At 44.0% G+C, this 3,104-nt stretch carries 2 protein-coding genes; one reads left to right on the top strand and one right to left on the bottom strand.

Annotated features, from left to right (window positions below):
• Positions 1 to 118 precede the first annotated feature (118 nt).
• Complete coding sequence (locus E5331_RS19965; RefSeq protein WP_123483340.1) at positions 119 to 1,264, top strand: hypothetical protein; 1,146 nt, start codon at positions 119 to 121, stop codon at positions 1,262 to 1,264.
• On the opposite strand, the gene E5331_RS19960 is transcribed toward E5331_RS19965, so the two are convergent.
• The gene (locus E5331_RS19960) at positions 1,265 to 2,914 is read right to left on the bottom strand and encodes a S41 family peptidase (RefSeq protein ID WP_123483339.1); all 1,650 of its coding nucleotides are present in this window, start codon (positions 2,912 to 2,914) and stop codon (positions 1,265 to 1,267) included. It abuts the gene before it with no gap.
• Positions 2,915 to 3,104: the final 190 nt, after the last annotated feature.

The raw sequence follows: 3,104 nt of genomic DNA, 5'->3' as shown, positions 1-3,104 counted from the left end.
CACGAATCTTTTCATTATACAAAATTTAATGATCATAAACCATAAACATTAAACCTTAAACCATTTAAGTGAAGCAAGTTGGAAAACTTGCGAAACTTAAATTATTTTAATTGAAATCATGAGAACGTTTTTGAAGATATTGAAATTTGTATTGATATTTGCTTTGGCTGTGAGTGTGAGTTTCGTATTGGGACTGACAATCGGAGTCTTGGTGAAGGGGGGAGACGTGTCGTTTGGGGTGATATTGTCGAAGATTAAGGGTCTGTCGTGGGAAGAGGTCATAGGTGTGCCTTTGGTGTCGGTGCTGTCTATGCTGGTGGGAGGCGCATTGCAGATCATATTGCATGAACTGGGGCATCTTATCGGCGGACTGCTGTCGGGATATCGATTCCTGTCGTTTCAGGCAATGGGTATAGTTCTGGTCAATGATGGAGGTAAGTTGAGGGTGAAAAGATTCAATATGGATGGTGCACTCGGACAATGCCTGATGACTCCTCCGGATGTCCCTTCCGATAAGATGCCTGTTGTGGTGTATAATGCGGGAGGAGTTGTCATGAACGTGATTGCCACTGCGATATGCGTGACAATCATGCTGTGTGCCAAAGATCTCTCCCCATTTGCCTACATATTTTTCGGGGTTACAGCATTGATCGGACTCTATTTCATTATAGTCAACGGAGTCCCCATGTGCATCAGCGGTTTGCCTAATGACGGCTACAATATGCTCAAACTACGTCATAATGAGAAGTCGCGTGAGGCATTTGCATCAGTCCTGCGGTTATGTGTGCTGTTGAGTGAAGGGGTACGTCCGCGTGACATACCGTTATCCATATTTCAGAATCCGGAGGAGGTGGATTTCAGCCAGCCGATTCAGGTGAATCTTCTATTGGGCTATGCCTCTACACTCATGGACATGGGGCGATATGATGAAAGCGAACGCATATTCCTGGAGATAATAGAGAGGGAGAAAAAGATAAAGATCTTCGTGCTGGAATCCAAATGCGAACTGTCCTGTCTGCTGATGATGAGAGGGGAGACGGATGAGGCATCCTCACTCATTGATGAGAAGGAGTTGAAGATGGTCAAGTCGATGAGCGGTAGCATGTCGTCGAAACAACGCTACCTGTTCTTCCGCGCATTACATTGCGAGGAAGACAGGAAGAAGGCTGAGGAGATTTACAATACGGTGGATTCTCGTCGGAATAATTATCTTATAAAAGGGGAGGTGGATATGGACCTCGAAATGATGAGGGCGCAGCTCTGATCATTCCCCCCGGCATATATCCAGAATCTTTAATACAGGAGTGTCAGCGTCAAGATTATATCTGGCATAATCCTGCGACATTATTCTAACATCGGGAATAAGTTCCTTTGCCAAAGGACTGTCTTTAGGGAAGAATTGCTGCAAGGTGTTGGAGATGCTTGCTGACAGACCGGAACATGGTAGCGTGAAGGGTGTCACCTCCATAAACGTGTTTGGTGCTTGACCCGACGGCACGCCTACCAGTGTGGCTCCCATCTTGTGAAGATAGAAAGCATAGTGGAAAGCTGCGCTAAAAGTGCCCGGGTCGGTTATGACAAATATCTGTTTGGGCTGATATAGTTGCTTTCCATCTAAAGACTGAAGGATTTCCGGAGTCTCCGTCATGGCGTTCTGAATCATCATCTTTCTTATTGATGCAATGTTGTCACCTTGGTAGTCATTATCCATGAAGAGATAGTCTCCCAATTTCATAGATGTGCCCCACGACCGGTTTAATTCTTCGATTGTCTGATTAGTCTTATGGAGATATAGGTCGGAAATAAGACGGATATTCTTGACTTCAAATCTCTTACTGAAATAATCATCGCCAAACATCATCATCAGGGAAGGGAGAGTGATAGGGGTCCATCCCCCGCCATTACCGCGCAGGTCGATGATCAGATATTCCGCCCCCTTATCCTTCATTTCTGTAAGCATACCATAAAATTCCTCAGAAAAAGAGGGTATGGCATTTATTGCCTCCTCAATATTCTCCGGCATATCTTTCCCGACAGACTTATAATGGTATTCAATATCTCCGCGTGCGTTATCCCATCCTTGGTCATAGCAATATCTGTAATTCTCACGCGCCATCACGCTTGATAACCGTAGATACATCACATTACCCTTGTCATCGATAAAATCATATTGGAGATTCCCTTTCGGAAGATTTAGAGAGCTTTTAAGACGCGCCATCTCCACGTCGGCGATGTGTTCGCGTTCTACAATTGGTAATTCAAGGGATATGGTGTCTGCCTGTGGTGTCAGGAGCTGATAGTATACACGGTCGTTGCCATTGACGTTAACGCCAAGTCTGTCCAATATCCTATCCTGATTACCCCATAAGGATAGGTTCTGCATATTGTCCGCCCGGTTTTCACTGGGTTTGATTTTCTCCATTCTCTTATACAGAGAGTCGGCAGGCACATCATTTATGGCAAGTAGGCGAGAACCTAAATATTGTGAGTATGGTTCTGCAATTCCGGCTACCATCAATCCGTCATTCAGCACGTTGAAGGAGATACGTTGCACGTATCTGATTTCGTTCACCTCGTTTGAGTTCGGATAATTCACGAAAGTATGCATATCCTTGAGAGGTATGATAAATTCATTCAACAAGTCGCAGAATCCGTTGACCGAAAGACTGTCGCTAAGAATCCTTTCCAGAGCCATGTCGCGGGCAAGAGAGAAATATGGTTTCCCTCCGAAAGCGGAGTAAGGATCGGGATGTGAGGATTCCAGTTTATCACAGAAAAACAGGAAATCCTTTGCAAGGGAATCTTTGGGAATTGCTGATGAAGCGAAAGAGGAGTTGCCGATGCAGAGCAAAGGGATTGCCGCATACAAAATCCTTACGAATAGGGAATTTGAAAGAGAAGAATGTCGATTCATAATTTAGCGATTGTTGATTAAATGAAGTTTATACAACTTCAAAGGGAATTGCTGCAAAATTAGTAATTTCCGATTAATAATCCGCGAATTTGAAAAAGAAATGCAGATAAGAGAATATTATATTTCCGTTCCCGACATCACGTCGGGAACGGAAATATATTAGTATGAGCAAATTGTTTTAGAAGGTAAA

Source organism: Lepagella muris (assembly GCF_004793975.1).
GTDB classification, from domain to species: domain Bacteria; phylum Bacteroidota; class Bacteroidia; order Bacteroidales; family Muribaculaceae; genus Lepagella; species Lepagella muris.
The sequence above is the reverse complement of the archived record's forward strand: the minus strand, read 5'-3'. Positions and strand labels throughout refer to the sequence as shown.

Bases quoted from the DNA above. Each gene is read 5' to 3' on its own strand.
- E5331_RS19965 (WP_123483340.1), top strand. From the start codon at position 119: ATGAGAACGTTTTTGAAGATATTGAAATTTGTATTGATATTTGCTTTG.
- E5331_RS19960 (WP_123483339.1), bottom strand. From the start codon at position 2,914: ATGAATCGACATTCTTCTCTTTCAAATTCCCTATTCGTAAGGATTTTG.